This is a genomic window from Arthrobacter sp. Soil736, assembly GCF_001428005.1.
Lineage (GTDB): Bacteria > Actinomycetota > Actinomycetes > Actinomycetales > Micrococcaceae > Arthrobacter.
Genome location: NZ_LMSB01000056.1, coordinates 85,983 through 110,476 on the forward strand (window position 1 = coordinate 85,983; position 24,494 = coordinate 110,476).

Annotated in this window: 23 protein-coding genes and 1 pseudogene; 20 read left to right on the forward strand and 4 right to left on the reverse strand. The window is 65.6% G+C overall.

What is annotated here, in order from left to right; all coding sequences use genetic code 11:
- Positions 1-179: 179 nt before the first annotated feature.
- The 15 genes and pseudogenes from ASG92_RS23695 to ASG92_RS23760 all read left to right on the forward strand — a co-directional run bounded on the left by ASG92_RS23695 (position 180) and on the right by ASG92_RS23760 (position 16,998).
- The gene (locus tag ASG92_RS23695; protein ID WP_240987275.1) at positions 180-1,739 is read left to right on the forward strand and encodes a sugar ABC transporter ATP-binding protein; all 1,560 of its coding nucleotides are present in this window, start codon (positions 180-182) and stop codon (positions 1,737-1,739) included.
- Positions 1,736-2,728 (forward strand): ABC transporter permease, encoded by a 993-nt coding sequence (locus tag ASG92_RS23700; protein WP_056634310.1) that lies wholly within the window; start codon positions 1,736-1,738, stop codon positions 2,726-2,728. Before ASG92_RS23695 ends, ASG92_RS23700 begins: the two co-directional genes overlap by 4 nt.
- Positions 2,729-2,776: 48 nt before the next feature.
- Complete coding sequence (locus ASG92_RS23705) at positions 2,777-3,844, forward strand: substrate-binding domain-containing protein (protein ID WP_082579699.1); 1,068 nt, start codon at positions 2,777-2,779, stop codon at positions 3,842-3,844.
- An 84-nt stretch (positions 3,845-3,928) separates the two neighbouring features.
- Entirely contained in the window at positions 3,929-5,656 is a 1,728-nt protein-coding gene (locus ASG92_RS23710) for a dihydroxyacetone kinase family protein (RefSeq protein ID WP_056634313.1), read from the forward strand.
- On the forward strand, positions 5,653-6,114 hold the full coding sequence (locus ASG92_RS23715; protein WP_056634316.1) for a ribose-5-phosphate isomerase: 462 nt from the start codon (positions 5,653-5,655) through the stop codon (positions 6,112-6,114). Before ASG92_RS23710 ends, ASG92_RS23715 begins: the two co-directional genes overlap by 4 nt.
- Before the next feature lie 5 nt (positions 6,115-6,119).
- Complete coding sequence (locus tag ASG92_RS23720) at positions 6,120-6,863, forward strand: GolD/DthD family dehydrogenase (protein ID WP_056634318.1); 744 nt, start codon at positions 6,120-6,122, stop codon at positions 6,861-6,863.
- Between the two features lie 127 nt (positions 6,864-6,990).
- On the forward strand, positions 6,991-7,413 hold the full coding sequence (locus ASG92_RS23725) for a low molecular weight phosphatase family protein (RefSeq protein ID WP_056634321.1): 423 nt from the start codon (positions 6,991-6,993) through the stop codon (positions 7,411-7,413).
- A gap of 323 nt (positions 7,414-7,736) precedes the next feature.
- A complete protein-coding gene (locus tag ASG92_RS29385) occupies positions 7,737-9,128 on the forward strand; it encodes a hypothetical protein (RefSeq protein ID WP_056634324.1) in 1,392 nt (463 codons plus the stop codon).
- A 142-nt stretch (positions 9,129-9,270) separates the two neighbouring features.
- Positions 9,271-10,791 (forward strand): FAD-dependent monooxygenase, encoded by a 1,521-nt coding sequence (locus ASG92_RS23735; RefSeq protein WP_056634327.1) that lies wholly within the window; start codon positions 9,271-9,273, stop codon positions 10,789-10,791.
- 102 nt (positions 10,792-10,893) lie between these two features.
- Positions 10,894-11,706: an SDR family NAD(P)-dependent oxidoreductase gene (locus ASG92_RS23740; RefSeq protein WP_056634328.1), complete on the forward strand. Its 813-nt coding sequence runs from the start codon at positions 10,894-10,896 to the stop codon at positions 11,704-11,706.
- A 507-nt stretch (positions 11,707-12,213) separates the two neighbouring features.
- Positions 12,214-12,399 (forward strand): annotated as a pseudogene (locus ASG92_RS30135) (cation transporter); the annotation flags it as partial.
- A gap of 95 nt (positions 12,400-12,494) precedes the next feature.
- A complete protein-coding gene (locus ASG92_RS23745; protein ID WP_056634331.1) occupies positions 12,495-14,636 on the forward strand; it encodes a copper-translocating P-type ATPase in 2,142 nt (713 codons plus the stop codon).
- A 92-nt stretch (positions 14,637-14,728) separates the two neighbouring features.
- Entirely contained in the window at positions 14,729-15,214 is a 486-nt protein-coding gene (locus ASG92_RS23750) for a hypothetical protein (RefSeq protein ID WP_056634334.1), read from the forward strand.
- A 168-nt stretch (positions 15,215-15,382) separates the two neighbouring features.
- Positions 15,383-16,015 carry a DUF305 domain-containing protein gene (locus tag ASG92_RS23755; protein ID WP_056634338.1) on the forward strand — a complete coding sequence of 211 codons (633 nt, stop codon included), beginning with the start codon at positions 15,383-15,385 and terminating at the stop codon, positions 16,013-16,015.
- Between the two features lie 98 nt (positions 16,016-16,113).
- Positions 16,114-16,998: a F510_1955 family glycosylhydrolase gene (locus ASG92_RS23760; RefSeq protein ID WP_056634341.1), complete on the forward strand. Its 885-nt coding sequence runs from the start codon at positions 16,114-16,116 to the stop codon at positions 16,996-16,998.
- Positions 16,999-17,178: 180 nt separating this feature from the next.
- On the opposite strand, the gene ASG92_RS23765 is transcribed toward ASG92_RS23760, so the two are convergent.
- The gene (locus ASG92_RS23765) at positions 17,179-17,757 is read right to left on the reverse strand and encodes a TetR/AcrR family transcriptional regulator (RefSeq protein ID WP_056634785.1); all 579 of its coding nucleotides are present in this window, start codon (positions 17,755-17,757) and stop codon (positions 17,179-17,181) included.
- A 274-nt stretch (positions 17,758-18,031) separates the two neighbouring features.
- Between ASG92_RS23765 and ASG92_RS23770 the strand changes: the two genes are divergently transcribed.
- Positions 18,032-18,568, forward strand: a complete 537-nt coding sequence (locus ASG92_RS23770; protein ID WP_200952071.1) for a DUF2269 domain-containing protein — start codon at positions 18,032-18,034, stop codon at positions 18,566-18,568.
- 80 nt (positions 18,569-18,648) lie between these two features.
- Here ASG92_RS23770 and ASG92_RS23775 read toward each other — a convergent pair whose 3' ends face one another.
- Both ASG92_RS23775 and ASG92_RS23780 read right to left on the reverse strand, forming a co-directional pair.
- Positions 18,649-19,386, reverse strand: coding sequence for a hypothetical protein (locus ASG92_RS23775; RefSeq protein WP_056634347.1), 738 nt, complete (start codon positions 19,384-19,386; stop codon positions 18,649-18,651).
- A gap of 176 nt (positions 19,387-19,562) precedes the next feature.
- Positions 19,563-20,042: a hypothetical protein gene (locus ASG92_RS23780; RefSeq protein ID WP_056634351.1), complete on the reverse strand. Its 480-nt coding sequence runs from the start codon at positions 20,040-20,042 to the stop codon at positions 19,563-19,565.
- Positions 20,043-20,305: 263 nt separating this feature from the next.
- Here ASG92_RS23780 and ASG92_RS23785 point away from each other — a divergent pair, with 263 nt between their 5' ends.
- Both ASG92_RS23785 and ASG92_RS23790 read left to right on the forward strand, forming a co-directional pair.
- The gene (locus ASG92_RS23785; protein ID WP_157372463.1) at positions 20,306-21,064 is read left to right on the forward strand and encodes a histidine phosphatase family protein; all 759 of its coding nucleotides are present in this window, start codon (positions 20,306-20,308) and stop codon (positions 21,062-21,064) included.
- Positions 21,042-21,296 carry a hypothetical protein gene (locus ASG92_RS23790; RefSeq protein ID WP_200952072.1) on the forward strand — a complete coding sequence of 85 codons (255 nt, stop codon included), beginning with the start codon at positions 21,042-21,044 and terminating at the stop codon, positions 21,294-21,296. Before ASG92_RS23785 ends, ASG92_RS23790 begins: the two co-directional genes overlap by 23 nt.
- A 256-nt stretch (positions 21,297-21,552) precedes the next feature.
- Here ASG92_RS23790 and ASG92_RS23795 read toward each other — a convergent pair whose 3' ends face one another.
- Entirely contained in the window at positions 21,553-22,968 is a 1,416-nt protein-coding gene (locus tag ASG92_RS23795) for an extracellular solute-binding protein (protein ID WP_082579700.1), read from the reverse strand.
- Positions 22,969-23,518: 550 nt separating this feature from the next.
- On the opposite strand from ASG92_RS23795, the gene ASG92_RS23800 reads away from it, so the two are divergent.
- Positions 23,519-23,941: a hypothetical protein gene (locus ASG92_RS23800; protein ID WP_056634357.1), complete on the forward strand. Its 423-nt coding sequence runs from the start codon at positions 23,519-23,521 to the stop codon at positions 23,939-23,941.
- A gap of 49 nt (positions 23,942-23,990) precedes the next feature.
- The gene (locus ASG92_RS23805; protein ID WP_056634361.1) at positions 23,991-24,455 is read left to right on the forward strand and encodes a DUF4383 domain-containing protein; all 465 of its coding nucleotides are present in this window, start codon (positions 23,991-23,993) and stop codon (positions 24,453-24,455) included.
- Positions 24,456-24,494 lie beyond the last annotated feature (39 nt).

Sequence of the window (24,494 nt, forward strand, 5' to 3'; positions counted from 1 at the left end):
CATTTGAGCACAGATCCCCGACAAACGTTAGGTCTGCTCTTATGAGCGAAATAATATCATTTAAGTGCATAGTGCTCATATGAGCACATGGTATTAACTTTTGTGCAGAAGTCGTCGTAGAGTGATTGCGGCCACTCCCCCCGTGGCGATGAGACGGCAAGCAAAGGAGCTCGATACAGGTGTCGACCGTCCAATCCGACGACAGAGGTCCCGTCGTCCCCATGCTCGAATGTTCGGGCATCACTATGTCCTTCGGAGGGATCCCTGTTCTCAAAGGGATCACCTTCGCCCTGGAACCTGGCACGGTCACTGCCCTCGCCGGTGAGAACGGTGCCGGGAAGTCCACGCTCATGAAGATCGCTTCGGGTCAGTACCGCCCCGACGACGGCCAGGTGCAGGTCCGCGGCCAGCATCTCCCAAGCGGCAACGCCCAGGCCGCCTATTCCCTGGGCGTCGCCATCGTTCCCCAGGAACTCGCCTCCATCCCCGAGATGATGGTCTACGAGAACCTCTTCATCGGCCGCGAGCTGAAGAACGGAATCGGCATTCTCGACCGTCGCGCCATGATCCAGGCCGCGAAGGGCTATCTTGAGGAATTCGGGCTGGAAACGGACCCGAAATCCCGGATGAAGACGTTGCCCGTGGGCGTGCGCCAGATCATCGAAATCATCAAAGCAACCCACCGCGGGGCACGCGTACTGCTGCTGGACGAACCCACCAGTGCCATCGCAGAGCGCGAAGTCGCGCGGCTGGCCGGCATCGTGCGCTCGCTGCGGGACCAGGGCGTAGCCATCCTCTTCACCACGCACAAGATGGAAGAGATCCGGGCAATGGCCGACCGTGTGGTCGTGCTCCGTGACGGCAAACTGGTCAGCGACACACCGCTGGCCGCGATCACGGACGACGGCATCGTCACCGCCATGATCGGCCGCGAACTCGACCAACTCTTCCCCGAGAGGCCGGACGCCGGTACCCAATCAGTACTCGAAGTCGACAGCCTCGTCATCGCCCCCGGCGCGGAACCGGTCAGCTTCACGGTAAAAAGCGGTGAAATCCTCGGCCTGGCCGGCCTCGTCGGTGCAGGACGCACTGAGCTCATCGAATGCATTTACGGCATCCGCAAGCCCGTCTCGGGGACGGTGAGGGTATCCGGCACCACGCTGAAGCCAGGAGCCCCGCTGAGCTCCATCGCCCGGAACCTGGCGATCGTGCCGGAGGACCGAAAGGGAGCCGGCGCGGTGCTGTCCATGAGTGTGCTGGACAACGCGACACTTCCGCGCATCGCAGCATTCTCGAAGTTCGGTGTCCTCAACGGCCGGCAGCGACGCGACGCCGTCGGCACGATCATGAAGTCGATGCGCCTGAAGAGCAACGGCCTCGACCAGCACCTCGACAACCTCTCCGGCGGCAACCAGCAGAAAGTCGTCTTTGGCCGGTGGCTCACCGGCCCGGTCGACGCGCTGCTGCTCGACGAGCCCACCAGGGGCGTGGACGTGGGCGCACGCAGTGAGATCTACCGCATCATCACCGAACTCTCGTCCGCCGGGATGGCCGTCGTCATGGCCTCAAGCGACATGCCCGAGATCCTCAGCCTCTCCCACCGTGCGTTCGTGATGCGCGACCTCGGCGTTGTCGGCGAACTCGACCGCGCCCAGCTCGACTCCCCGACCGTCCAGGACACCATCTTCCGACTCGCCTCCGGCCAGAACGCCGCACCCGTGAAAGACACCATGCCATGAATACAACCATCGACGTCCTCCCCGCCCTGCAACGCCGAGACTGGAAAGAACTCGCCAGCGGCTTCCTCATCCGCCACATCATGGTCGTGGTGATGCTGCTCATCGTTGCGTTCTTCGCCTACCGCAGCGCACGGTTCGCGACACCCGACAACCTCACCAACATTCTCATTGCGGCCGCGCCTTTCGCGCTCATCGCCCTCGGGCAGACGCTCGTGATCCTGACCGGCGGCATCGATCTCTCCGTCGGCAGCGTGATGGCCGCCAGCGCGATGGCCGCAGCCTGGACCGCTACGAACGCAGGCGACAGCCCCATGCTGCCGCTGGTGGCGGCCGTGGTCACCGGCCTGCTCGCAGGTTCCATCAACGGGCTCATCGTCAGTAAATTCGAAGTGCCGCCGTTCATCACCACCCTCGGGATGCTGACCCTGGCGTCCGGCATCGCCTACGTCATCGGCAACGGCGCCCCCATCAACGGGCTGCCCGCCAGCTTCGGATCCTTCGCCAACACCCAGATCCTTGGCCTGACCCTCCCCGTCATCCTCATGATCATTGCGATCCTCGTTCTTGCCTTCGTGATGAAACGCACGAACTACGGCCTGCGCGTTTACGCGATCGGCGGCAACCGACTTGCCGCCGAAATTGCGGGCGTCCGCTCCCGCAACATCCTCTTCAGCGTCTACGCCATCAGCGGCGTCCTCGCCGGCCTGTCCGGACTCATGCTCGCCTCCCGCGTCATCACCGGCGCCCCCAACCTCGGCCAGGGCTACGAGCTGGACGCGATTGCTGCGGTCGTCATCGGCGGAGCGAGCCTCATGGGGGGCCGAGGAACCGTATGGGGCACGGCAATCGGGCTGCTGTTGATCCAGACCATCAACAACGGCCTGGACCTCCTGCTCGTGCCCGCCTACTGGCAAAACGTCATCAAAGGCGTGATCATCGTCGCCGCCGTCGGCGTCGACGTCTGGGCCGCCCGCCGCGGCCGCCGCTGAGAGCCCCCGAAACCATCCCCCTAGCCCAAACCTATGAGAAGGAACATCATGAAGAAAGCATCCTCAATGGCGAAGAAGCTGCTCGCTGGCACCGCAATGACGGCCGTCGCGACGCTTAGCCTCGCAGGCTGCGGCGCCGGAGACCCCAGCGCCGCAGGCGGTGACAAGACAATCACAGTCGGAGTGACCGTGTACGACATGTCGTCGTTCATCACCCAGGGCAAGGAAGGCATGGAGGCCTACGCCAAGGCCAACGACATCAACCTGCAGTGGAACTCGGCCGGTGGAGACGTGTCGGCCCAGGCCAACCAGATGGACCAATACGTTAATGCCCGGGTCGACGCGATCATCATCGTTCCGGTCCAGGCCGACTCCCTGCAGCCGCAGATTGCTGCCGCGAAGGCGGCGGGCATTCCCGTTATTGACGTCAACACCGCACTCTCCGGTGCGGATCTGGGCGCCAGCGTGCAGCCCGATGACGTGGCAGCCGGAGAACAGGAAGCGACGATGATGGTGGAAAAGCTCGGCGGCAAGGGCAACGTCGTCGTCCTTGAGGGCCCCATTGGCTCCTCCCCGCAGATCAACCGGGGCAAGGGCATCCAGAACGTCCTGGCCAAGAACCCGAACATCAAAGTCCTGGCCAAGGACACCGCCAACTGGAAGCGCGACGAAGCCGTCAACAAGATGAGCAACTGGGTTTCCGCTTTCCAGGGCGAAATTGACGGCGTGATCTCCCAGAATGACGACATGGCGCTCGGCGCGATCCAGGCGCTGCGCGAGGCAGGAGTCAAAAACGTCCCCGTCGTCGGCATCGACGGCATCGAGGACGGCCTCAAGGCCGTACAGGCCGGGGACATGATCGGCACCTCGCTGCAGCACGGCACCGTGGAGCTTGCCGCGGGCCTCGCCGTCGCCGCAAAGATTGCCCGCGGCGAGGACGTCGACAAGAAGCCCCTCTACACGATGCCCGCCATCACCGCCGACAACGTCGGGGATGCCTTCAAGAACGTCGTGACCGGCCGGGAGGCCTTCCTCGAAGGCCTCCCCAAGCTCATCGACGAGAACCTCAAGAGCGGCAACATCGCCTACGAAGGCCTCCCCGGCCAGACGAAGTAACCGCTCACCCAACCGGCCGGGGCCCGACCACCACGGGCCCCGGCCATCACCCCTCAACAAACCTTCCGACCGGAGCGCACCACCATGACTGTCCTTTACAACGACCCCGCCGATTTTGCCGAAGATCAGTTCGCCGGCTTCCTCGACCTCTATTCCGACCGCCTGCGAGGTGTCCCTGGCGGGGCCGTCGCCCACCGCTCTGAGACGCCGCAGGTCGCGGTCGTCGTCGGCGGAGGCTCGGGGCACTACCCCGCGTTCTGCGGCATCGTCGGTCCCGGCTTCGCAACCGGAGCCGTCGTCGGCAATGTGTTCACCTCACCAAGCGCAGCCCAGGTCTACTCAGTTGCCAAAGCCTCAGACCAAGGGAAAGGGGTTATCCTCACCTTCGGAAACTACGCCGGCGACAACATGAACTTCGGCATCGCCGCCGAACGGCTGCGCAAAGAAGGCATCGACACCAGGATCGTCGTGGTCACAGACGACATCGCCTCCTCACCGAATGAATCCGAACGCCGCGGCATCGCCGGCGACTTCACCGTCTTCAAGGCCCTCGGCGCGGCCGCCGCTTCGGGCTTGGACAAGGACGAAGTCGAGCGGATCGGCCGCGCCGCCAACGCCGCCACCCGCACCTTCGGCGTCGCGTTCTCCGGCTGCACCATGCCCGGCGCCACCGAACCCCTCTTCACGGTTCCGGAGCAGCACATGGGCGTGGGCCTCGGCATCCACGGCGAGCCAGGCATCCGTGACCAACCCCTCATGACTGCCGACCAGCTGGCACGGCTCCTCGTCACCGACCTGCTGGCCAGTGCGCCCGCCCGCAGGTCCTCCCGCGTAGCTGTCATCCTGAACGGACTCGGCACCACCAAGTACGAGGAACTCTTCCTTGTCTGGAAGACCGTGGCCCCGCTCCTGCGGGATGCCGGCCTGGAAATCGTGGAGCCCGAGGTCGGGGAGCTCGTCACCAGCCTCGACATGGGCGGACTGTCCCTGACCCTCATGTGGCTCGACAAGGAACTCGAGCACATGTGGAAGGCGGACACCTACACTCCTGCCTACCGCAAGCAAACCGCGCCACTCACGGGCCTCCGACCTGCCGTTGGCGATGTCACCGCTGGCGAAGCCCATGACGATGCACCCACGCCGAACGCTGCCGCGCTGCCCGTCGCCCAACTCGTCCTTGACGGCCTCGGCGTCCTGGCGCGAACCATGCATGACAACGAACTCGAATTGGGCCGCATCGACGCGGTCGCCGGAGACGGTGACCACGGCCGCGGAATGGTCAAAGGCGCCGACGCTGCCCTCGCTGCGGCGCAGAGCGCGCAGGCCGCCACCGCAGGACCCTCGTGGACCCTGCGGAAAGCCGGACAGGCCTGGGCAGCTGCGGCAGGCGGCACCTCCGGCGTACTCTGGGGCGCCGGACTGGAAAGCGCCGGAGCAGCGCTCGATGACCAGGCGGCCACGTTCGGCCGCGGCGAACTGGCGGCAGCTCTGCATGCGTTCTCCACCGCGATCACGGACCTTGGGCGTGCGACGCCGGGCGACAAGACACTCGTCGACGCGCTGCTTCCGTTCGTGGACAGCTTTGACCTCTCACTCATGAGCGGCACGGACCCCGCCGAGGCCTGGTCGGCAGCGGCGACGGCGGCCACGGCTGCTGCTGAGGCGACCGCCGCCCTCACGCCAAAGCTCGGACGGGCACGCCCACTGGCCGAAAAGAGTGTCGGCACGCCGGATGCCGGCGCGACCTCCTTCAGCATGATTGTCCGCGCTCTCGAAGCGCTATCCCCCGCAACAGAAAGGACCCAGCCATGACCAACGCCAAATGGCGCATCGTCGTCGGAAGCGACGAAGCAGGATACGACTACAAAGAAGCCCTCAAGCGTGACCTGGAAGCGAACGGGCTCGTAGCCTCGGTCATAGACGTGGGCGTCGGTGCCGACGACCACACGTCCTACCCGCACATCGCCGTCTACGCCGCCCGCCTGGTCTCAGACGGCAACGCCGACAGGGCACTCCTTGTGTGCGGCACCGGCCTCGGAGTCGCCATCGCCGCCAACAAAGTCCACGGCATCCGTGCCGTCACCGCCCACGACTCCTACTCAGTCGAACGGAGCGTCCTCAGCAACAACGCCCAGGTGCTGTGCTTCGGCCAGCGCGTAGTTGGCCTCGAACTGGCACGGCGACTGGCCAAGGAATGGCTGACCTACGAATTTGATACCAGCAGCCCCTCGGCCGAAAAGGTCCAGGACATCTGCGCATACGAAGGATAAGAGCAATGGAACAGAATTTTGAAGGCCGCGTCGCAATCGTGACAGGCGCCGCGAGCGGCATCGGATACACCGTCGCACATCATTTCGCCTCACGCGGAGCCCGCGTAGTCGGCGTCGACCTCTCGGACAACGTCGGCGCCCTCATGGCGGAGCTTCCCGGCACAGGCCACCACGGCATCGCCCGCGACCTCACCGCTCCCGAGGCAGCCGCCGAGGTCGTTGCCGAGGCCGTCCGCGTCACCGGTACACCCCACATCCTGGTGAACTCCGCGGGCATCGCGCTGCTCGACCCGGCAGTGGATGTACCGGCCGCCCGCTGGCAGGCCACGATGGACGTCAACCTCAGCGCCAGCTTCTACATGGCCCAGGCCGCCGGCCGCGTCATGATCGACGCCGGCTACGGGCGCATCATCAACCTGGCCTCCCAGGCGGCAGTCATCGGACTCGACCAGCACGCAGCCTACTGCGCGTCCAAAGCCGCGATCGTCGGGCTGACGCACGTCCTCTCGCTCGAATGGGCGCCCAAGGGGGTCACGGTCAACGCGGTATCACCCACCGTCGTTGAGACTCCCCTGGGCAAAAAAGCCTGGGCCGGGGAGAAGGGCGAGAAGGCCAAGCGTGCGATCCCGGTCGGCAGGTTCGCCCAGCCCGAAGAAGTCGCGGCCCTCATTGCCTACCTTGCCAGTGACGTTGCCGCGATGATCACCGGAACCAACGTCCTGATCGACGGCGGATTCACCACCGTCTAGTCCGTGCATCACACGGCGGCGGAACGTCCCGCACGCGCGAGGCGCGTTCCGCCGCCATGCAATGTCTACCGGCAGCGCCCGGCTCACTGTTCAACAAGCCCGCCGCAGACAAGGAATAATCACAGGCATGACCGAAACCACCAAGACACCCAGCGTCCTGTTCGTCTGCAGCAAGAACGGCGGAAAATCCCAGCTCGCCGCCGCCCTGATGAATCAGCTGGCCGGCGGAACCGTCACCGTCCACTCCGCAGGCACCAAACCAGGCAAGTCGCTGAATCCGCAGTCGGTGGAATCCCTTGCAGAGCTTGGCATCGACATCACCGGCGAGCACCCCAAACCGGTCACCGACGCGGTGCTGGACGCCGTCGACGTCGTGGTTGTCCTTGGCACCGAAGCGAAACTCGAGCCGCGGGACGGGACGCGTTTCGAAGCATGGGAAACGGATGAGCCCTCCGAGCGCGGCATCGAAGGCATGGAACGCATGCGCCTGGTCCGGGATGACATCACGGCGCGGGTCCAGAAGCTGCTTGCGGAGCTCACCGGCCAGTAGGCTCTCGTGGCGGAACCGGCCCACCGCCTGCGACGCCACCCCGCCCAACTAGGTAGCAGCTGACACGGTTCTGAGCCCCGAAAACGACGCGTGCTGCGACCTAGTTGTGGGGTCCGCCGGCTCCGTGAACCAAGTAATCGGTCCGGCCGCAAGTAGTGTCCGGGGTGCCTTGCGCCCGAAAAACGAGTATCCACCACGGTTACTGCGTCGCTGCGGCGCGACTAGCGTGCACCTACGGGGGTCGCCCGGGGTCCGGCAGGCTGACGGTAGGCGGCCCCATTTTCAGCCTCATTGCTTTTGGATACTCACATTGGAGCACATTGATGAACCGGCTAATCAGGCTGGGGGCTGTGGGAGCCCTCGTCCTGCCACTCATCGGGGCGTTCGGGGCGGCGCCGGCTCAAGCCGCGACCTGCCAGCCCGGAACCCCGCCGCCGTCCGGCCCCTACCCCGGCACCGCCGTGGTGGCCAACAACTTCGAATCCGGCACCCTCGCCGGATTCACCGTTACCACCGGCGGCCCCGGAACTGCCACGGTGGACTCTCCCCTGGCCCACTCCGGGAGCTGCGCGGCCCACCTGCACTCGACGGCGGATGCTGGCTCCATAGCCAACATCTCGGCGCCGCTGCCCGCAGGCACCGCCGACGTGTACGCCGACGGCTGGTTCAACGTCACCAAGGCGGGCGCCGCCGGAAGCAATGTGGCCTATCTCCGCCTGTTCTCCGGCAGCAGCCGGATCGCCGACATTTACCGGGACAACGGCACGGGAAGGCCCTATCTGCGGACAACGCTGCCCTCCGGCTCGACCGTCTCCACGCGGCTGCTCTCCACGAGCATTCCGCTGAACACCTGGCACCAGGTGGTGCTGCACATGGCCCTCAACGGCGCCGCCTCAACGGTGGAGGTGTGGATTGACGGGACCAAGGTCTACTCCAGCAACCAGGTCAGCACAGGCGCCACCGCGCTGAGCGCAGTCCAGCTCGGGTCCGAAAGCCGCCGCCAAGTGGCGGACACGTTCATCGACGACCTCGTGGTCCACGCGCCAACCGAGACCCCGCCGCCGCCGAGCGAAACCTGCCAACCCGGTACCGCCGCGCCCACGAACTCGCAACCGGGTACCACCGCCGCGGCTACGAATTTCGAATCCAATACCCTTGCTCCGTTGATCCCGACCACCGCCGGAACGGGCACCGCAACAGTGTCCACTCTCCTGTCGCATTCGGGAGGCTGTGCCGCGTACCTGCATGCAACCACCGACTCCGGGTCCCTGGCTTACCTCTCCGCTCCGCTGCCTGCCGGCAGCCCGGCCGCTTCCGCCGACGGCTGGTTCAACATCACCCAGGCCGGAGTGGACGGCAACAACGTCCCGTATTTCCGCTTCTTCTCGGGCAGCACCCGGGTCGCGGACATCTACCGGTACAACAACAACGGCCAGCTCTGGCTGCGCGTGACCTCACCCAGCGGGTCATTCGTCTACACCAAGCTGATTTCGGCCGCCATCCCGCTGAGCTCCTGGCACCATGTGGAAATGCGCGTCGTACCCAATGGCGCCGCAACCACCATCCAGGTGTGGTTTGACGGCACCGCGGTCTACTCCAGCAACACCGTCAACTCCCCGGCCACCTCGCTCTCGCGGGTCCAGCTGGGTGCCGAACATACCCGTCAGATGGGCGACAGCTTCATCGACGACGTGATCATCAAGAGCGGATCCTGACGCTCCAAGGGGACAACAATGGAAGGGAGTTTAACCCACTCCCTTCCATTTCCAATTTATCCTCCGCAACGGGGCTTGCCGCAAGCCCCGGGTGGTGCCGCATACTCGCCGAAGGCCAGAACCTAGGGAACGGGAGTAGCAAATGCGTGATGCCGACCGGAGTGTGGCGACCGAGCATGCCGTGGTGATCGCCGGTGGAGGTCCGACAGGGCTGATGCTGGCGGGCGAATTGGCGTTGGCGGGCGTGGACGTTGCGATTGTCGAGCGGCGCACCAGCCAGGACCTCCCCGGATCGCGAGCAGGCGGTCTGCACGCACGCACCATCGAGGTCCTCGATCAGCGTGGAATCGCGGATCGGTTCCTCTCGGAGGGACAGGTGGCTCAGGTCGCGGGGTTCGCCAGCGTCCATTTGGACATCAGCGACTTTCCCACCCGGCACCCCTACGGGCTCGGGCTGTGGCAGAACCACATCGAGCGAATCCTGGCCGGCTGGGTCGGCGAGCTGGCGGTGACGTTCTATCGCGGACGTGAGGTGACCGGTCTCGCGCAGGACGACGCCGGCGTCGACGTCGAGCTGTCCGACGGCCAGTCGCTACGGGCCGAATATCTCGTCGGGTGCGACGGAGGACGCAGTCTGGTCCGGAAGGCAGCCGGCACCGAGTTCCCCGGGTGGGATCCGACGACCAGCAGCCTGATCGCCCAGGTCGAGATGACCGAGGAGCCGGAATTGGGCATCCGCCGCACTCCCTCGGGCATGCACGCCCTCGGCAAGGTCGAGTACGAGATCAAGGGCGGCGAGGTGACCTACAAGAAAGGTGGGACGGTGGGGGTCATGTTGACCGAACCACAGATCGGAACCAGCGAACCCACCCTGCGCGATCTCAGCGAGGGCCTCATCGCCGTATACGGGACCGACTATGGGATCCACAGTCCCACCTGGATCTCCAGGTTCACCGATGCGACCCGGCAGGCCGCGACCTACCGGAAGGGACGGGTCCTGCTGGCCGGCGACGCGGCGCACGTGCATTCCCCGGTCGGTGGGCAGGGCCTCAACACCGGTGTGCAGGATGCGGCGAATCTGGGCTGGAAGCTGGCCCAGGTGGTCCACCGGACAGCGCCGGAAAGCCTCCTGGATAGCTACCACGCCGAGCGCCACCCGGTTGCTGCCCGCGTGCTGCGCAACACGATGGCGCAAGTCGCGCTCATGCGCGCCGACGATCGCATCGAGGCATTGCGCGACTCCGTGTCCGAGCTGCTGAGCATGGACGAGCCGCGTAAACGATTCGCCGCGATGATGTCCGGCCTGGACATCCACTACGACCTGGGCGAGGGACACCCGCTGCTCGGACGCCGCATGCCCGATCTCGACCTGGTCACCGCCGACGGCCCGCTGCGGGTATTCACCCTGCTGCATGACGCACGGCCCGTCCTACTCAACCTCGGTGAACCCGGCGGCTTCGACGTCACTCCCTGGGCGGATCGGGTTCAGTCGATCGACGCCGGATACGTCGGTCCGTGGGAGCTTCCGGCGATCGGGGAGGTCGCTGCTCCCGCCGCCGTGCTGATCCGGCCCGACGGATATGTGGCCTGGGTGGGAGACCGGGCCCAGCTGGGCCTCGCTGACGCGCTCACCACCTGGTTCGGACCGCCAACGCCGTCATAGGTTCGCATGGTCACCGGAACCGGGTTCACGCCGCCCGGCCCAAGGCGCCGGCTCCGGCGTATCATGAGTCGCGGAACGGAAGGTAAGCGGGGGCTGCTTAGCATGACCAACGATCGCGAACGCAAAGAAGCGCCGACCGGAAACGTTGCGCTCGTGACCGGTGCGAGCCGGGGCGTCGGCCGGGGCATCGCACTGGGCCTTCTGGCAGCGGGGTTTCGCGTTTACGGCACCGGCCGCTCGATCGACCAGGCGGACCTGCCGCGGGAAATACGGCGCCTGCGCTGTGACCATCTCAAAGACGAAGAGACGGCGCGAGTCTTTGAAGCGATACGCTCCGAGTGCGGCGGCCTCGATCTCCTCGTCAATTGCGCCTGGGGCGGCTACGAGAAGATGGTCGAAGGCGGCGTGTTCACGTGGGCTCTGCCGTTTTGGGATCAACCGCCGCATCGCTGGACCGGCATGATGGACGCCGGCGTGCGCGCGGCGTTTGTGTGTTCGGCGCATGCGGCGCGCATGATGACGCCGCGGCACCGCGGCCTGATCATCAACATCAGCTTCTGGTCGGCGCAGCGTCACCTGGGCAACACGATCTACGGCATCGCAAAAGCGGCCACGGACAAGATGACGTCCGACATGGCCGTCGAGCTGAAACCGTTCGCTATTCCGGTAATCTCGCTCTACCCCGGCCTGGTTCGTACCGAGGCGGTCCTGGCAGCGGCGAAAAGCGGCGCGTTCGATCTCTCGACCAGCGAAAGCCCTGAGTTCATCGGCCGCGTGGTCAATGCGCTGTTCCATGATCCGAACCTGATGGCGCGGACCGGCCAGGTGCTTGTCGCCGCCGCGGTTGCGAAGGAGTTCGGCGTACTGGACATCGACGGAAGTTCGCCGCCGGCGCTGACACTTGCGGATATCTAGTGGCAGTCGGCCTAAATAACGCCGGAACCGGCGGCGGGTCGGAATTCCGCCACCGGTTCCGGCAGTTCTGGTGAGAATCAGCCCCCAGCCCCGGTGAACCAGGTACCCATTATGACCGGACGTAATTGGTAGAAGCCGGGACCGCCGTCCCCTGAAATGGTCCCCCACACCACCCAGGGAAGGGGTGGCCCGAGCCCTGAGCACCTTGGGAGCGGCGCTTCAGCAAGTGATGCGCCCGATAGTCGAGGTATTCCAAGGGACCGATCAAACATGACTCTTGACGTGAATACCCCCCGGGGGTATATTTCAGGTGTTGTCAGTGAAGTGGTATGTCCAGGCCGGTGCATCGCATCGCCGTCACAGCCGTTCAACCCCAGCACCCATAACTTCTTCTCAAGGAATGGAACTGACATGTGGGAAACAGAATCCCGTAAAGAGCTCCCGTTGGTTACGTCCGCTTCGGGCTGCAACTGCTGCTCAACCGAGGCCTCCGGAGAATCCGTGACCATGGCCGGCGACGCTGAATACTCCGTCGAGGGGCTCACCTGCGGCCACTGCGTGGAGAGCGTTCAGAAGGCCGTCACAGCACTTGACGGCGTGTGGGCCGCGTCCGTCGAACTGAACCCCGGCGGGCTCTCGCGCCTGGTTGTTTCCGGATCCGCCGCCGACGCGGCGGTCCGTGACGCTGTTGTTTCTGCCGGGTACAGCCTGGCCCCCGCTAGTCCGGTCCGCCGGCCTCCCGACCCTATAGGTCACACAGACCGGCCCGATCCCTGCAAGGACGAATCATGGAAGACCACACTCAGCACCACAACCATTCAGGGGGCATCGACGCCACCCACGGCACTCCCCCGGCGTCCGCTGCGGCTATCGCCACCGCCCCCGCCCATCACGGCCACCATGAAGGACACGGCCACGACGACGACCACGTCGTCCACACCCACGGCCAGCACGCCGGGCACAGCACGGCCATGTTCAAGGACCGGTTCTGGCTGACCCTCGCACTGTCGGTGCCGGTGGTGTACTTCAGCCCGATGTTCGCGCATCTGCTCGGCTACATGCCGCCCGACTTCCCCGGATCAGCCTGGATCCCGCCGGCCCTGGGAACCGTCATCTTCTTCTATGGAGGCATGCCGTTCCTCAAGGGCGGCCTGAACGAACTCAAGTCCCGGCAGCCGGGCATGATGCTGCTGATCGGCATGGCCATCAGCGTCGCCTTCGTCGCCTCCTGGGTCACCAGCCTGGGCATCGGCGGCTTCGACCTGGATTTCTGGTGGGAACTGGCCCTGCTGGTCGCCATCATGCTGCTGGGCCACTGGATCGAAATGCGCGCCCTCGGCTCCGCCCGGGGCGCCCTGGATGCCCTCGCCGCGCTACTGCCGGACGAAGCCGAGCGAATCACCGCCGAGGGGACAGAGACCATCAGCGTGACGGAGCTCCGCGCCGGGGACATGGTCCTGGTCCGTTCCGGGGCCCGGATGCCGGCCGACGGCAGAGTCATCGACGGGCAGGCGGAATTCGACGAATCCATGATCACCGGTGAGTCCAGGACCGTGCTCCGGTCCGCCGGCGACCCGGTGGTCGCAGGAACCGTCGCCACAGACAACACCGTCCGGGTGCGGGTCACCGCCGTCGGGGACGACACCGCCCTGGCGGGCATCCGACGCCTGGTCGCTGAAGCACAGGCGTCCTCCTCCCGGGCGCAGGCCTTGGCCGACAGGGCTGCTGCGTTCCTGTTCTACTTCGCCACAGGTGCCGGTGTCATCACTTTCATCGCGTGGACGCTGCTGGGCAGCGTCCCCGAAGCGGTCACCCGGACCGTCACGGTGCTGGTGATCGCCTGCCCGCACGCCCTGGGCCTGGCCATCCCGCTGGTCATCGCGATCTCCACGGAGCAGGCCGCCCGCGCTGGCGTGCTGATCAAGAACCGGATGGCCCTGGAGCGCATGCGCACCGTCGACGTCGTGCTGTTCGACAAGACCGGAACCCTGACCAAGGGCGAACCCGAACTCAAAGACGTCACCGCTGCCGACGGCGCAAGCCGGGAGGATCTGCTGGCCCTGGCCGCCGCCGTCGAGGCCGACAGCGAGCACCCCGTGGCACGGGCCATTGTCCGGGCGGCCGGCGAGCGCGGCCTGGACATTCCGCAGGCCACAGGCTTCACCTCCATGACGGGCCGGGGCGTCCGCGCCACCGTGGACGGACGCACCGTTCAGGTCGGCGGCCCCGCCCTCCTGAAGGAACTCAGAATCACCGAACCCGAAACCGTGGAAGCCGCCACCCGGGCGTGGATGGACCGCGGCGCGGCCGTTCTGCATATCGTGGACGGGACCCGGGTCCTGGGCGCCGTGAGTCTGGAAGACGCAGTGCGTGGGGAGTCGCGGCAGGCCGTCGCCGCCCTGCAGAAGCGGGGCATCAAAGTCGCCATGATCACCGGCGACGCCCGCCAGGTCGCCGCAGCCGTGGGATCGGAGCTGAAGATCGATGAGGTCTTCGCCGAGGTCCTGCCCGCCGATAAGGACAAGAAAGTCGCCGAGCTTCAGGCCCGCGGCCTGAAGGTGGCCATGGTCGGGGATGGCGTGAACGACTCGCCGGCACTGGCCAGGGCCGAGGTCGGCATCGCGATCGGCGCCGGGACCGACGTGGCCATGGAATCTGCCGGTGTGGTCCTGGCCGGAAACGATCCCCGGGCTGTCCTGTCGATGGTGGACCTGTCCCGGGCCAGTTACCGAAAGATGTGGCAGAACCTGGTGTGGGCCACCGGCTACAACATCATTTCGGTCCCGCTGGCCGCCGGCGTGCTGGCCTTCGCCGGGGTCGTGCTCTCCCCCGCTGCCGGCGCTGTCCTGATGTCCGCCTCCACGATCGTGGTCGCCCTGAACGCCCAGCTGCTGCGCCGGGTGAAACTGAACCCGTCCGAGGTTCGTTGACCCAGGAGGGCCGACTGGCCGGGGGACACGGCAATGCCCGCCGGCCCGGTAGCCTAGAAGTCACACCAGACCGCACCGAAAGGAGGAACGTCTTGACCGCAGCAGCCCACCGCACCGCGGCGGCGTTCCTTGGCCGCGCGGGCCTGGTCGCCGCCGTGCTGGCCATCATCGCCGGAGTATTCGGCATGCACATCCTGACCGGCAGCCACGCAGTGCACGCACCGGCCTCAGCAGCCGCCGCCGGCACCGCGACGGTCCACACAGAATCCGCAGCGACCGATGGTCATGCGGAGCACGGCGTAGCCAACGCTTCCCCGGCCCACCTTTCCTCGAGCGGGCACAATGCGCCCAGCGTCTTGGTGGAGGAGTGTTCGTGCTCCGATAGCTGCGCGGGCATGCCCACGATGATGGTGTCCTGCACCCCGCTGGGCAAGACCGGCTCGCTGTGCGTCCCGCTTCCGGGCACGGCGGTGTTCGGCGGTATCTCCAACGCCGGAGCACCGAGCGCTGCCCCCGGGTCCTACTCCTATCTTCCCGGCAGTCCTTCGCCGGGTGAGCTGTCCATCAGCAGGACGTAAAAAGGCCGCCTTGCGCCGGGAACGACCGCTTCCGGCGCATGTCCCTTACTGATGGCCCTTTTCGTCCCTTACTGAGGGCCCTTTCCGGGCCGTCCGACCGCATCCGCTGATGCACCCTCCCCCGGCGGCGCCATGCGCCTACTGATGATTTGAAGGACCTGATTTTCCATGAACAAGAAATTTCTCACCCTTTCCGCCACCGCCTTCGCCGCGGCCCTGGCCTTGGCCGGCTGCGCGTCCGGGTCCGGCACCGGGTCCTCCGGCACGTCCACGCCCGGCATGGACCATGGCAGCGCCTCCTCCAGTGCGCCCGCCAGCAGTGCCCCGGCGTCGGCCTCTGAACACAACGCCGCGGACGTCACGTTCGCCCAGATGATGATCCCGCACCACGCCCAGGCCGTTCTGATGAGCGACATGATGCTGAATAAGCAGGACGTTCCTGCCGAGGTGGCGGCCCTGGCCACCAAGATCAAAGCCGCCCAGGCCCCGGAAATCGAAATGATGACCGGCTGGCTGAAGAGTTGGAACGAACCCACACAGTTGCCCTCCGGCCACACCAGCCACAGCATGAACGGCATGATGGGCGATGAAGACATGAAGAAACTCGACACCGCCCAGGGCAAGGAAGCAGCGCGGCTCTTCCTGAAGCAGATGATCGCCCACCACGAAGGCGCAATAATGATGGCCAAAACCGAGAACACAGCCGGCAGGAGCACCGACGCGATCAAACTCAGCAAAGACATCGTGAGTGCGCAGGAAGCCGAAATCCAGGAAACGCAGAAACTGCTGGCCACCCTCTAACCGGAACACGACCCGGCGCCGGCCCCGCCGCCCCTGCGGCGGGGTCCGGCGTCTGATCCCGCCTTGCTTTCCTTTCCCTCGATCTCCTGGAGCTTTCCATGCCCATTTCACCCAAATCCATGCCCCGGTCTGCAGCCGTGATGGCCAGTGCGGCCGCCCTCCTTCTGGCCCTGGCGGCCTGCACGCCGGCGGCCGAACAATCAACCGACACATCATCAAGCGGCCAGGCTGGCAGCGGCTTGCCCAGCGCCCACGTCCACGGGCTGAGCGTCAACGGCGGCACCAGTCAGGTACTCCTGGCCACTCACGACGGCCTGTTCGACGTGACAAAACAGCCCGCCAGCAAGATCGGGGGCACCAACGACCTGATGGGCTTCACCGCCGGCAAGGACAGCGGCGTCTTCTACGCCTCCGGTCACCCCGGCAATGGCTCGAACCTTCCCAACCCGCTCGGGCTGATCAAATCCGCCGATGGTGGCAAGACCTGGGAGCAGCTCTCCCGGCAGGGCGAATCAGACTTCCACGCCCTCACCACCACCAAGTCCGGCATCGTCGCGTTCGACGGAACACTGCGCACCAGCCCGGACGGCAAGACCTGGAAAACAGTGGCCGCCGACTTCGCCCCCGCAGTCCTGGCCGGACACCCCGACAGCGACACCGTCCTGGCCACCACCCCCGACGGAATCCAGCGCTCCACCGACGGCGGCACCACCTGGGTGCCGGTGAAGTCCGGACCCATCATCCAGTTCGCCGCCTTCGCCAACCCCGCGGAGGCAGTAGGGGTCGAACCCGACGGGACGGTCCAATACTCGGCCGACGCCGGCACGACCTGGACGAAGAAAGGCAGGATCGACAGCCAGGTCCTGGCGATAGCGGCCGTCAAGGGCGCCGACGGCAACCCCTGGATCTGGGCAGCCACCCCGGCAGGAGTCCTCGTCTCCACCGACGGCGGCGCTACCTTCCGGCCCTACGACGCCTCCTGACATGCGTGACCCGTCCATGATCCTGACGGGCGGCCTCCTCGTCGCAGCAGCGGTGGTTCTTTGGGTTTTTCTTAACCGGAGAAACCGGGCGGTGGGCGGGTCCGGGCTCGGCCCCAGCGAGTCATCACATTCACCCAACCAACGTCCCTGAGCAGTACAGCTAGCGGGACCCGGGCCTGTTCAGCCGGCAGGAGCCGGTGGCCGCAGCCCGGCCATGGTGACCTTCACGAGGCGTTGGACGGCGTCCCGGGACTCCAGCCCGGCTGCTGCATCCAAGGCATGGAGGCAGTAGCCGGCGAGCTCGTCCGGGGCCACGTCCCTGCGGAAGACTCCGGCCTCTGCTCCCTCGCGCAGCAGATCGGTGAGGAATTCGATGAGGTGCTGCTGGGCATGGCTGACGTGTTGGCCCTGGTGCAGCCGTGCCGCTTCTGCCCCGTCGTGGCGGGAGTGGGAAATCATGGCGTAGGTCTCCAGGACCGCTTCGAGCTGCCGTCCGGGGCCTTCGGTGCCGTGCCGGACCTGGGTCAGTTGTTCCAAGTGGTCCTGGACTTGGCGTTCGTGCCAGGCGGCTAGGATGGCGTCCACATCGGGGAAGTACTTGTACAGGGTGGCCCGCCCGATACCTGCCGACTGGGCGATCTGCGACATCGTCACCGACGCGATCCCCTGCTCCCCCACCAAAGCAGCCGTGGCGTCCAGGATGGCCGCGCGCACTGCGCCGCGATGCGTCTCGATCGTCTCGTTCCAGAGCTTCGGCATGAACGAATCATACAACATGACGATCAGTAGACAGTTTGCCCGGAGCAATACATACTGTCTTACAAAACCTGAGCCAACTACGGAGAAAAGCACTGACGATGACGGAACGCCCTGAACAACCAGCTGACAACGATCGTCCGGGGCGGTCACCCATGCGCACGCCGGAACCGCGCACACCCCGCTGGGTCAAAACCTTCATTACTGCAGCCGTGATACTGGTCGTGGCGTTCGCGATCCTTCATCTGACCGGCGGCGGAATGGGAAGCCACACACCATGAAACTGATGCCCCCGGGCCTGCGGAAATTTGCCCTCACCATCCATGTGGTGAGTTCGATTGGCTGGCTGGGGGCTGTCGCGGCCTTCCTTGTCCTGGCCATCGCCGGGTTGACGAGTGCAGAACCGGTGATGGTTCGTGGGGCATATTTGGCCATGGACCTCATCGGCTGGTCTATCATCTTTCCGCTGAGTCTGGCATCGCTGACCTCCGGCACCGTCCAGGCCCTTGCCACCGTCTGGGGCCTGTTCCGCCATTACTGGGTCCTGATCAAGTTCATCATCACCGGCCTAGCCACGGCCCTGCTGCTCCTGCACCTGCAACCCGTCACCCACATGGCTGGGATAGCGTCTGCCTCCGACCTGTCCCCCACCGACATGGCCGGAATGCGTGTCCAGCTCATCGCAGACGCCGGGGCCGCGGTCGTCGTCCTGATAGTGGCTGCCGTGCTCTCGGTTTACAAACCCCGCGGGATTACCAATTACGGCCGCACGCGCAGCGAACGACACATCAACCCACTGGGCGGCCAGTCATAGGTTGTTGAAAGACGAGACCTCGATGGTCCGATTGACCGCCCAGCTTGGCTTCGGCGACGGCAGCGTTGCGGTCACCCAAACTAAGCGGTGAGTGGGCCCGCAGGTGCCGCCGCGCGGGCGGCATGTCCGCGGCCGCCGCTGCGCCACATCAGAACAGCCATGACGAACGCCCAGGCGGCCATGAGCACAAGCGCCACTCCCCGGGGCGCCGAGTCGAACAATCCAACGTAGGAAACCATCAGGCCGTGGACGATCCAGGCGACCCCCGAGCCAGCGGCCAGCCAGCCCGGCCAGCGGGAATACGCGTTGCCGTATGCGATGGCCAGGCCAAAGAAAATAAGCGTGAGTCCGAGCAGGATGTTGGAATAGCTCTGCAGCGCGTACTCAGTCCACCTCAACGCCATGGCAGCCGCAAACGTTGAGGGCTCCTTATCGGCGGGCGCATCCACCCACGCATCCACCGCCCATTTGAGTGCAACGCCGTCCACTGCCTGAAGCATGGTGATGGCCGCCGCGGTCAACACCATCGCGGTCACGCCGAAGCGGGCCAGCGCAGTCGGTCCTTCCCGCTTGGCTGTCATGGCGACGTACAGAGCCACGAGCCCGCCGAAAAACACCAGGCCAGCGACCCACTGTGTGAAGTGGATGGCAATCCAGCCGTCGCTCAGGGCATACTCCCGAAAGACCGCCTCATGATTCATGACGTCTTCCCTGGACGGATGCACAGCAGTAGCCACCACCAGCAGAATGACGCCGAGGGGAAGCGCAATCGCCCCGGTCCTCGCCCAAAGTGCCGTTGATTCCGCACGCGTTTCCATCGCATTCTCCTCTCTGCGCCGGCGGCGGCACCCCAACGGGTCCGCCCCTTAGCAACAGATTAAGAGCTTCTGGCTAGAAGGTATACGCAGGGATGGGTGAGCGGCCGTCCATAGTCCCACTCGAATCTTTCGGCCCTAAACCGCGCTTCGCACGGGGTGAAAGGCCGGTGCTGCCACTACCGGTACCAGCCCACCGCACGGTCGTAACGGCATTCCAGGGCGCCCGAGCCAGGCGCAACACCTCCCGCTGTCGGAAAGTAGATGGCGCCGAAGTCCGCACCCGCGTCTTCAATCCGCCCCTGCGCCCAGATCTGGGCGGCCTCCAGGTCTGCCTCCGGGACGGACTCCCGGGTGCTGTGGTCCCCGCCGAAATGGATATCCAGCTGATACTCCCCTGGCTGCGACGTCCCGGGGTGATGGGACGGATCATGCTCATCGCGCCGGCTGATCGCGACCTCGGCAGAGGCGTGGAGGATGGACGGCTTGCTGGGGGCGCAGCCGTGTTCCTGCTGTTTCATCCGCATGCCCCGCACCACGCTCTCTACGGTGTCTTCCGCTGTCATTACGTAGGCGGAGCCGCTGACGTCGGTCTCTGAGCCGCCGACGCTTTTCAGGTGCTTCCCGAACTGTTCGGAGCTGGATTGTTTGGAGTTCATGCGCGCTCCTGAGGGTCTTTGCGGCGATTGCCGGCGCTTCCCACCCTAGACCTGTTACGGGCCGCCACTACCGTGCTGAAGGACTTCAAATATTCGGAGTTCCGCCCCGTCTGCGGCAGCCGCGTTCAGCCGGACGGCTTATTTTGCTGGCCGGGCGGGTACGGCGCTAGTAACGTGGAGGATTCGCACGCCTAGGGCAACGGGGAGTGGAAATCGTGGGCAATGACGGAGCGGTGAACGGCAACACAGTCAACGACGGAACGGTGCCTGCCGGCTGGACTGCGGGGGCGGTGGAACTCGTCCTGGTCCGGCACGGCGAGAGCCAGGGCAATGTGGCCGCCACGGCCGCCCAGGATTCCGGAGCGGACGTGATCGACGTCCCCGCCCGCGACGCCGACGTCGAGCTTTCCTCCACAGGGCGGGGACAGGTCCAGGCGCTGGGCCGCGCACTGGCGGACGTCCCCGAAGACCTGCGTCCCGACGTCGTGATCTCCTCCCCCTACATGCGCGCCTACCAGACTGCCGAGATCGCCGTCGGGACCGCGGGCTGGCCGGTGGCCGTCCGCACCGACGAGCGGCTCCGCGACCGCGAACTGGGCATCCTGGACATGCTTACCCGCCTCGGCGTGGAGAACCGGCTGCCGGAAGAAGCAGAACGACGGCGGTGGCTGGGTAAGTTCTACTACCGTCCGCCGGGCGGGGAATCCTGGGCGGACGTCGCGCTGCGGCTGCGGTCCGTGCTCGGCGAACTTAACGCGCTGGGTAGCGGCCACCGCGTGATGCTGGTCTGCCACGACGCCGTGGTGCTGCTGTTCCGCTACGTCCTGGAAGGCATGTCCGAGCACGAACTCCTGGACCTCGCGGCGAGCACCACGGTCCTCAACGCCTCCATCACCAGGTATGTGCGGCCGGAGGGCGTGGGTCCGTGGACGCTGGAGAGCTTCAACGTGGCCGAGCACCTTACCGAGCAGGGCGTCCAGGTGACCGAGCATGCCGGGGATGCCAGCGTCCACCCGCGCTGAGTCCGCCTCCCCCGAACAGATCACGCCGTCGCTGCTCCGCGGCTGGCCCCTCCCCTCCGCCGGTGCGGACAAGTTATCCGCGCGGCGCGGTGCTGGTGATCGGTGGCGCCCGGCGCACTCCGGGGGCCGCGCTGCTGCGGCCGATGCCTTGCTGATCGGGCCGGGCCTGGACGACATCGACGAAACCGAGGCGCTGCTGCGGGTCTGGCGATGGCCGCGGCTCCGGGAATGACTCCACGGGTGGCTCCGGGAGTGGCAAGGGCGGCCAGGCCACGGTGATCCTCGACGCCTTTGCGCTGGGCTGCCTGCCCAAGCTGCTGGACGAGCTGGAGCCCTGGGCGGGACGCCTCATTCTCACACAGGCTGGGCAGCCTCGGCTTCCTGGCACGGGAGCTGGCGGACGAGCTGCCGCCGCTGATGATGGAACTGAATACCTAAGCTTTCAATGGGCCCATCAATTCACTGAGCCCATCACTTCACGGAGCCGATCACTTCACCGAGCCCAGAATCGAGCGGAGGGATGCTGCGGCCTTGTGCGCTGCCGCCTTGGGGTCAGCAGTGCCGGCCGTGACGTCCCCGACTGCCTTGGCGATGGGCAGTTCCGTGAGCGCCGCTCCGGCAAGATCGCCCCGGCCCTGGATGATGCCCCAGTGCTTGACGTCCTCGGGGCCACGCAACAAGACGGAGAGCACATCCTGCGAGAAGAACTTGCCCAGCGGTTCCTGCTTGCCCACCCCGGCTGGCATGGTCTTCCACGCATCGCTGTATTCAGCAGGCTTGCCGGGGCTGCCGGCGCGCACGGGAAGTCGCTCCTCGGGGGCGATGGCCAGCCAGTCAGCGTAACCGTCGCTCATGACGTATTCCACGAACCGGCGGGCAGGCTCCGCGTCCGAGTCTTTGGTGATGGTCCAGGACGTGATTTCGCCGAACTGCGCCGGCTGCTTGCCGTCAGGACCAAGGAGGCCGGCCACCACTCCTGTGTTCCTGGCCAGGAAGCCGGGATCCGATGTGCATTCCGGGCAGCTGGGCTTGGTGTCGGTGCGCAGGCCCGCCATTTCGTCCAATAGCATCGTGGACCAGATAGCCATGGCCGCCTTGCCGGAGAAGTACGAGGTCCGGACTGTGTCTATGTCCTGGAGCCCGGGCACGGAGTAGTTCTTCAGCATGTCACGGTAGAACGCGAGCGCAGCCACGCATTGGGGGCTCTCGAACGTGATGCCGTCCTTGGCGTTCACCATTTCGCAGCCGTTACCCTGCGCGATGTGCTCGAACGACTGCTGGGTGAATGCCTGGCCGGATTTGTTGGCTGCGACGATGCCTGCCATTTGGGGGGTGTCAAGCTTCTTTGCGGCCGCCATGATGTCTGCGTACGTCTTGGGCGCCGCCAGCCCGGCCTGGGCAAACAGGTCCTTCCGGTAGTACAGGAGATGCTGCCAGGAGGAGTCCGGAACGGACAGCTGCAGGCCACCTTCCCGGGTCAGTTCCAGCGCACGCGGGGACCACGTGTGCTGGCCCAGGGCGTTGATGACGCTGGTGTTGAGTTCCGTATTCACCAGGCCGTTGGCGGCCAGGGTTCGGACCTGGCCCAGCGAAATGGAACCGATCACGTCAGGGAGGTCGCCGGAAGCCTCCGATGAGCTCACGATCTGGTTGAACCGGTGCGCGGGTACGCCCACGAGGTCCACGGTCACGCCCGTGGCGGCGGTGAATCGTTCGACGATCGCCCGGGATTTGGCCATGCGATCCGGAAGCGTTTCCGTGGTCCAGACGGTAATGACGTGGGGTTCCGTCACGCTGGGGGCTGGCTGCTGGCCGTCGTTTGGCGTGCAACCCGCTATTAAGGCTGCCACCAGGGAAATTACAGAAACGAATCCGGCCTTGGCCCGGCGGCTGGTTCCATTCATTTGCTCGCTCCTGCCTGGACTTGCCCGCAGAACAGGTGCAGCAAAGCCGCATATCTGTGACCTCGATACAACCCGGAAACCTATCTGTCAAGCGTATCCAAATGTGGACAGAGTGTCAGTAGCAAGGGGCGGGCAGCCGCAAGCGCCCTGCCATTTGCAGGGAGAACAGGGACGGCCCCCGACCTTCGAGGCCGGCGGGCCGTCCTGGCGGGAGGATTCCGGACATTGCTGCCGATGCGCTATGAAGCGCGGTGGCGTGCTCCCGGGCTAACCGCCCCATGTGGCAGCCAACATGAAGGTCCGAACCCTCCCGTTCCATACCAGCTGATCTATGTCCGCTGGTATAGATTTTTTATAGCACCGGCCTGAACTGTCCGCAAGCGGTTTTTCGGGGATGGCTGGCGCCCGCGCGGGCGGCTCCGGCCCCGGTTTTCCGGGCTCCGGCGCGGGGCCGGCGGCTCTTGTTTGCCCGGCGGGCGGGGGTTATTTTAAGCGTGGGATTGACCTCAAAAAGTCAGGGCGAAGATGCCCAAATAACAGGAGCCCGTCGATGTCGGACATCTCCAACGCCCACCTTCCCGGCGGGGCGCACAGCCCGTCCGGTGATCGGCTATGGTGCCCCGAATGCCGGACGGACGAACATCTGATCGTCGAATCCATTGAGGCCATGCATCCGCCGCAAGAAGGCCTGGTGGATGTGTCCTACACGTGCGTTGAATGCGATTTCTTCTACGCCCACCCGGCGAACGTCCACGACGTCGCCGCCGTCCTGAACCGCCACGGCCAGGTGATAGGCGTCCTGCAGTTCGGCGGTGAATACTTCCACTGCGCCACCCCGATGCTCTCGGTCAGCTTCGGAACCAGCAGCATCTACGGCCATGAGCTGGCCCGGCGCCACACCATCCACGATGTCCATCTACCCACTCGGCTGCTGCGATGCGGCTGCGGGTTCCAGATGGAAGTGCTGGACTGATCCGGCCAACAATCCGGACTGATCCGGCCAACAATAAGGAGAGAGCAAAATGGCTACTACCCATCACACAGCTGGTGCAAGATCCCGCATGCAGCTGGCGTCCCAGGCTGTCGGGGCAGTATTCCTGCTCGTTGGCATCCTTGGTTTCATCCCCGGAATAACCACCAACTACGGTTCGCTGGGCTTTGCCGGGCACATGTCTGAGGCAATGCTTCTGGGCGTCTTCCAGGTTTCCATCCTGCACAACATCGTCCACATGCTCTTCGGCGTGGCCGGCATCCTCATGGGCCGCACGGCCATGCAGGCAAAGAACTTCCTCCTGTACGGCGGAATCGTCTACCTGGTCCTGTGGGTATACGGCCTGCTGATCGGCCACGAGACGCCGGCCAACTTTGTTCCGGTCAACACCGCGGACAACTGGCTGCATTTCCTGTTGGGCGTCGGCATGATCGCCCTGGCGCTGCTGCTGTCCCGCCAAAGCACCACCGTCCGCGGAGCAGTGACCGGGCACTGATTGATTGCCCTTTTGCCGGGGTGCCGCCGGGGGCTATCC

Excerpts from the sequence above, each read along its gene's own strand:
- ASG92_RS23700 (WP_056634310.1), top strand. The coding sequence starts at position 1,736 with ATGAATACAACCATCGACGTCCTCCCCGCCCTGCAACGCCGAGACTGG.
- ASG92_RS23705 (WP_082579699.1), top strand. The coding sequence starts at position 2,777 with ATGAAGAAAGCATCCTCAATGGCGAAGAAGCTGCTCGCTGGCACCGCA.
- ASG92_RS23710 (WP_056634313.1), top strand. The coding sequence starts at position 3,929 with ATGACTGTCCTTTACAACGACCCCGCCGATTTTGCCGAAGATCAGTTC.
- ASG92_RS23715 (WP_056634316.1), top strand. The coding sequence starts at position 5,653 with ATGACCAACGCCAAATGGCGCATCGTCGTCGGAAGCGACGAAGCAGGA.
- ASG92_RS23720 (WP_056634318.1), top strand. The coding sequence starts at position 6,120 with ATGGAACAGAATTTTGAAGGCCGCGTCGCAATCGTGACAGGCGCCGCG.
- ASG92_RS23725 (WP_056634321.1), top strand. The coding sequence starts at position 6,991 with ATGACCGAAACCACCAAGACACCCAGCGTCCTGTTCGTCTGCAGCAAG.
- ASG92_RS29385 (WP_056634324.1), top strand. The coding sequence starts at position 7,737 with ATGAACCGGCTAATCAGGCTGGGGGCTGTGGGAGCCCTCGTCCTGCCA.
- ASG92_RS23735 (WP_056634327.1), top strand. The coding sequence starts at position 9,271 with ATGCGTGATGCCGACCGGAGTGTGGCGACCGAGCATGCCGTGGTGATC.
- ASG92_RS23740 (WP_056634328.1), top strand. The coding sequence starts at position 10,894 with ATGACCAACGATCGCGAACGCAAAGAAGCGCCGACCGGAAACGTTGCG.
- ASG92_RS23745 (WP_056634331.1), top strand. The coding sequence starts at position 12,495 with ATGGAAGACCACACTCAGCACCACAACCATTCAGGGGGCATCGACGCC.
- ASG92_RS23755 (WP_056634338.1), top strand. The coding sequence starts at position 15,383 with ATGAACAAGAAATTTCTCACCCTTTCCGCCACCGCCTTCGCCGCGGCC.
- ASG92_RS23760 (WP_056634341.1), top strand. The coding sequence starts at position 16,114 with ATGCCCATTTCACCCAAATCCATGCCCCGGTCTGCAGCCGTGATGGCC.
- ASG92_RS23765 (WP_056634785.1), bottom strand. The coding sequence starts at position 17,757 with ATGCCGAAGCTCTGGAACGAGACGATCGAGACGCATCGCGGCGCAGTG.
- ASG92_RS23770 (WP_200952071.1), top strand. The coding sequence starts at position 18,032 with ATGAAACTGATGCCCCCGGGCCTGCGGAAATTTGCCCTCACCATCCAT.
- ASG92_RS23775 (WP_056634347.1), bottom strand. The coding sequence starts at position 19,386 with ATGGAAACGCGTGCGGAATCAACGGCACTTTGGGCGAGGACCGGGGCG.
- ASG92_RS23780 (WP_056634351.1), bottom strand. The coding sequence starts at position 20,042 with ATGAACTCCAAACAATCCAGCTCCGAACAGTTCGGGAAGCACCTGAAA.
- ASG92_RS23790 (WP_200952072.1), top strand. The coding sequence starts at position 21,042 with ATGCCAGCGTCCACCCGCGCTGAGTCCGCCTCCCCCGAACAGATCACG.
- ASG92_RS23795 (WP_082579700.1), bottom strand. The coding sequence starts at position 22,968 with ATGAATGGAACCAGCCGCCGGGCCAAGGCCGGATTCGTTTCTGTAATT.
- ASG92_RS23800 (WP_056634357.1), top strand. The coding sequence starts at position 23,519 with ATGTCGGACATCTCCAACGCCCACCTTCCCGGCGGGGCGCACAGCCCG.
- ASG92_RS23805 (WP_056634361.1), top strand. The coding sequence starts at position 23,991 with ATGGCTACTACCCATCACACAGCTGGTGCAAGATCCCGCATGCAGCTG.